This is a genomic window from Longimicrobiaceae bacterium, assembly GCA_035696245.1.
Lineage (GTDB): Bacteria > Gemmatimonadota > Gemmatimonadetes > Longimicrobiales > Longimicrobiaceae > DASRQW01.
This window is the reverse complement of the sequence record DASRQW010000101.1, coordinates 1-4,938: the sequence shown is the minus strand read 5'-3', so window position 1 is coordinate 4,938 and position 4,938 is coordinate 1. Positions and strand designations below refer to the sequence as shown.

General features: G+C 69.0%; 4 protein-coding genes. 2 read left to right on the top strand and 2 right to left on the bottom strand.

Annotation, left to right across the window (positions count from 1 at the left end; translation table 11 throughout):
* A partial coding sequence (locus VFE05_04560) for a hypothetical protein (protein ID HET6229329.1) occupies positions 1-1,283 on the bottom strand: 1,283 nt, incomplete at its 3' end.
* Positions 1,284-1,374: 91 nt separating this feature from the next.
* Entirely contained in the window at positions 1,375-1,527 is a 153-nt protein-coding gene (locus VFE05_04555; protein HET6229328.1) for a hypothetical protein, read from the bottom strand.
* 434 nt (positions 1,528-1,961) lie between these two features.
* Here VFE05_04555 and VFE05_04550 point away from each other — a divergent pair, with 434 nt between their 5' ends.
* Together VFE05_04550 and VFE05_04545 are read left to right on the top strand one after the other, a co-directional pair.
* Positions 1,962-2,450 carry an Lrp/AsnC family transcriptional regulator gene (locus tag VFE05_04550; protein HET6229327.1) on the top strand — a complete coding sequence of 163 codons (489 nt, stop codon included), beginning with the start codon at positions 1,962-1,964 and terminating at the stop codon, positions 2,448-2,450.
* A 75-nt stretch (positions 2,451-2,525) separates the two neighbouring features.
* Complete coding sequence (locus VFE05_04545; protein ID HET6229326.1) at positions 2,526-4,718, top strand: glutamine synthetase III; 2,193 nt, start codon at positions 2,526-2,528, stop codon at positions 4,716-4,718.
* The last annotated feature ends 220 nt before the right edge of the window (positions 4,719-4,938 follow it).

The window sequence follows — 4,938 nt, the reverse complement described above, 5'->3', positions numbered from 1 at the left end:
CGGTGCCGCTCGGCCGGGAGGTGGTCGTCCAGCCGCGCATAGTTGGCCGTGGTCATCTCCACGGCCTCGGCGGGGCGGCCTTCGCGGACGCGGACGTAGGCCAAGCCGTTGAGGAGGAAGACGGTGTGGAAGTGGCGCTCGTCCGGTGGAAGGTCGGCCCGCTCGATCTCTTCCAAAGCCTCGTGCAGGTAGCGCTCGGCCAGGGGCAGGTCGCGCGCGGGCAGGAAGCGCGCGTGCAGCATGGACATCTGGTAGAGCGCGTGCGCCCTTTCCTCGGGTACCGCGAGGCGGTCCAGCCCCTCCCGCTGGAGCACGTCGCGCGCGGCGTCCACGCGGCCCGCGGTGAGGTAGACGGTGTAGAGCTTGTTCACCACGGCGGCGCGGCGGTACGGCGCGTCCGTGCCGTCGAAGAGCGCCATGTCGCGCTCCACCGCGGGCGCCAGCCGGAGAGCGTCTTCGTAGTAGCCGAGCTGCGTCAGGATGCCGAGCTGCGCCATGCGCCAGTACGTGGCGCGGTCCGCGCGGCCGGCCCGTTCCCACAGCCGCGCAAGGGTGTGCGCGTGCATCCGGATGTGGAGCGTGTCGGTCTTCACCCACGCCTCCATCTCGGCCGCCCGGCTCTCCGCTTCCGCCGCTTCCGGCTCTGGCCCGCCGCCCTCCGCCAGGTCCAGGCGGACCCGCCGCACGCGCGCGAACGGCTCCAGCTCGCGCGCGGTCTCGTCGCCTGCACCGGGGTCCACCGCCACCACCATGGTCAGGCCGAGCTCCGTGCCCTTGCGGCGCAGCAGGTGGCGGAAGAAGTGGCTCGCGATGGGGCCGCGCCGGTCGAAATCGTCGCACGCCACGGCCCAGCGTCCGCCGCCGGTCCGTGCGTGCCAGGCGGCCAGGAGGTCGATCACGCCGTGCGGGATGCGCTTCACCCGGTCGGCGGCGTAGTTCCGCACCGCCTCGTCCTTGTTGGACGCGTCGGTGAGGCTCACGTGGCGGGGGCGGACGCGGGTGCGCAGCGCCGGCACCACCTGCGTCAGCTCGCCGTCGTGCGCCAGGAAAAGGTCCGGCGCAGCGCTCTCCAAGCCCGGCAGGAGATCGCCGATCCATTCCTCGACCCCCGCCCAGACGCCACCGGTCTCCGTGTCGCACGGCAGCAGCCAGGCCTGGCCGCCGCGCCGGCGTGCGGCGGCCCAGCGCTCCAGGCGTGCCCGGCGCGCGGCGCCACGGGGTGCCTCCAGCACGACCACCCGCGCCCGGGGCGGGCCGGCAGGCTGCTCGGCGTTGGATTCCATGCGGATGCCTTGGTGGTGGTCGGGGAAGGAAAGCCGGTCGGGCCCGCAGGATGCCGCAGCGCGCGGCATCCTGCGGACCGCGTTCACCGCATCAGATCTCGGCGCAGATGCAGAGGTAGTTGCCCTGCCCATCGAACGGGCAGTGCGGCGCGCCCCCGTAGAGCGCGGCCGCCGCCGCCATCGTGGGATCCTGATACGGATCGAACGTCTCCAGCCCAGTTCCCGGCAGTTCGTGTGGCAGCATGGTTGTCCTCCAGACAAAGGGGTGAGGGATTGGCCTGCCCGACCAGGATAGTGTAGCTCGAACTGGCCCGTCAAGAACTTTGTGCATGAGTCCACGTCTCCAAAGATGCTGTTGAAGGTTAGAAAAGGACGTCAAGGAACCAGTATACGTATTCTGTGGAGCCCAATCCATCGCTCATATCCCGTCCTGCCACGAAGGTTTTAGATGGCGGGAGTGGAGCACGAGGTTCGTCATCCGAACCCGAAGCCCTCAGGCCAGGATGCGAGGAGACGCCGTGGGCAGATGCCCCAGATACCGACGGGGCGGCGTCGCTGGTCGCACGTTCGCGCTGCTGTCGGTACACGGCGGTGCACGCCTCTTGCATACGCAGGCGATCAGTCGTATCTTCCTAATGAAATTTAGTGGACACGCGTAGTGACTTTAGAAAGTAAGGTATGAGCGCACCGGCCCGGATCGACGACATCGACCTCCAGCTGCTGGACCTGCTCCAGGAGCACGGGCGCGTCTCGCAGCACGACCTGGCGCAGGCGGTCGGCCTCTCGTCGCCCGCGGTGGGCGAACGGCTGCGGAAGCTGGAGGAGCGCGGCATCATCCGGCACTTCACCGTGGTGCTGGACCCGCGCAAGGTGGGGTGGGATGTGACCGCCTTCATCTTCGTGGGGATGAGCGGTTCGCAGTTCTACCCGGCGTTCCGCGACCGCGCGGGGGAGCACCCCGCCATCCTGGAATGCCACTCGGTGACGGGGCAGGGCTCGCACCTGCTCAAGATCCGCACGGAGAGCACCTCCACGTTGGAGGCGCTGCTCGCCGAGATCCAGTCGTGGCCGGGCGTGCAGTGGACCACCACCAGCATCGTCCTGTCGACCCTGAAGGAAACCAACCGACTCCGGCTGGGCACGCGCCCCGCCGAGACCGGCGCGTAGGGGCGGCCCGTCCGCCAGCAGAAGCGTTCACAAGTCGCCCGTTCGCAGCTCACCCGGAACCCGAGGACCTGGCCAATGCCCAAGCCGACCGCCCGCTTCGACACCCTCGCCGCAGCCAAGAGCTGGGCCTCCGACGCCATCAACGGCGCAGGCACCGCCCGCAAGCCGATGGACATGGAAGCCATTTTCGGCGAGAACACCTTCGGCCTCTCGGAGATGCGCGCGCGTCTTCCGAAGCCCGTGTACAAGGCCCTCGTCGCCACGCTGAACGACGGCACGCAGCTCGACCCCGCCGCGGCGGACGCGGTGGCGCTCGCCATGAAGGAGTGGGCGCTGGAGAAGGGCGCCACGCACTACACGCACTGGTTCCAGCCGCTCACCGGCTCCACGGCCGAGAAACACGACTCGTTCATCACGCCCAACGTGGGCGGCGGCGCCGTGGCCGAGTTCAGCGGCAAGGAGCTGATCCAGGGCGAGCCCGACGCGTCGTCGTTCCCCTCCGGCGGGCTGCGCGCGACGTTCGAGGCCCGCGGCTACACGGCGTGGGACCCCACCTCGCCCGCCTTCATCGTGGAGACGCCGGCGGGGTGCTACCTCTCCATCCCCACCGCGTTCGCCTCGTGGACGGGCGACGCGCTGGACCTGAAGATCCCGCTGCTGCGCTCCATCAACGCGCTGGACCAGCAGGCCAGCCGCGCTCTGCGCCTCTTCGGCGTGCAGGGCAAGCGGGTGATGGCCACGTGCGGCCCGGAGCAGGAGTTCTTCCTCATCGACGAGGAGTTCTACTTCCGCCGGCCGGACCTGATGACGTCCGGGCGCACCCTTTTCGGCGCCAAGCCGCCGCGCGGGCAGGAGTTGGAGGACCACTACTTCGGCTCCATCCCGGACCGCGTGCTGGCCTGCATGATGGACGTGGAGCACGAGCTCTACCGCCTGGGCGTGCCGGTGAAGACGCGGCACAACGAGGTGGCGCCCGGCCAGTTCGAGATGGCGCCCATCTACGAGAACGCCAACATCGCCTGCGACCACCAGCAGCTGATGATGATGGCGCTGCGCAAGGCCGCCCGTAAGCACGGCCTGGTGGCCCTGCTGCACGAGAAGCCCTTCGCGGGCGTGAACGGCAGCGGCAAGCACCTGAACTGGTCGATGGGGACCGACCAGGCCAACCTGCTGGAGCCGGGCGACACGCCGCACGACAACATGCAGTTCCTCTTCTTCTGCACCTCCGTGCTCCGCGCGGTGGAGCGGCACCAGGACCTGATCCGCGCGGCCGTGGCGTACGCGGGCAACGACCACCGCCTGGGCGCGAACGAGGCGCCGCCGGCCATCATCTCCGTCTTCCTGGGCGACCAGCTCGCGGACGTGTTCGACCAGATCGAGAAGAGCGGGAGCGCCACGTCCAGCAAGCAGGGCGGGCTGATGGGCCTGGGCACGCCGGTGCTGCCGCACCTGCCGCAGCACGCGGGCGACCGCAACCGGACCTCGCCGTTCGCCTTCACCGGCAACAAGTTCGAGTTCCGCGCGCTGGGCTCGTCGCAGTCGGTCTCGTTCCCGGCTACGGTGCTCAACACCATCGTCGCCGAGTCGGTGGACGAGATGTGCACGCAGCTCGAGGCCGAGATCGCGGCGGGCAAGAGCTTCGAGGACGCGCTGGAGGCGCTGCTCACCGCCGAGATCCGCCGCGTGAAGCGCATCGTCTTCAACGGCGACGGCTACAGCGACGAGTGGCACGCCGAGGCCGAGAAGCGCGGCCTGCTCAACCTGCGCTCCACGCTGGACGCGCTGCCCAACCTGGTGAACGACAAGAACCTGGCGCTCTTCGAGAAGTACGGCGTGCTGTCGCACCGCGAGATGGAGTCGCGGCACGAGGTGGCGCTGGACCAGTACTTCAAGACGGTCAACATCGAGGGCGAGACCACGGCCAGCATCGCCAGCACCATGGTGCTCCCGGCCGCGCTGCGCTACTTGAACGACCTGCTCGCCGCCGCGGGCCGCTCCAAGGAGCTGGGGCTGGAGTCCACCGGCCTCACCCGCATCATCAAGCAGCTCAACGGGCTGGTGGACGAGCTGGCGGACGCGCTGGGCACGCTCACCGAGCAGAACGAGGAGCTGGGCGGCGAGGACCTGGACTCCAAGGCGCACCACATGCACGACCACATCATCCCCGCGATGACCGCCGTCCGCGGCGTGGTGGACCGCCTGGAGAAGATCGTCCCGGACGACTACTGGCCGCTGCCCACGTACCGCGACATGCTCTTTGTGAAGTAGCCGCCGCGGTTCGTCCCGTGCGCAACGACGCCCCGGTTCCTGCGAAGGAGCCGGGGCGTCGTGTCTGTTCGGATGATGGCTGTCGTCGGATGACCTCAGTCGAGATAGGACGACGCACATCGACCGTAGCGCCTGTAGATGTCACGCCAGCGGTCGGTACGGTTCGACGGATTCTCAGGAAAGGATGAATAGCGATGCTTCCGTCGCACGAGCACTCGTC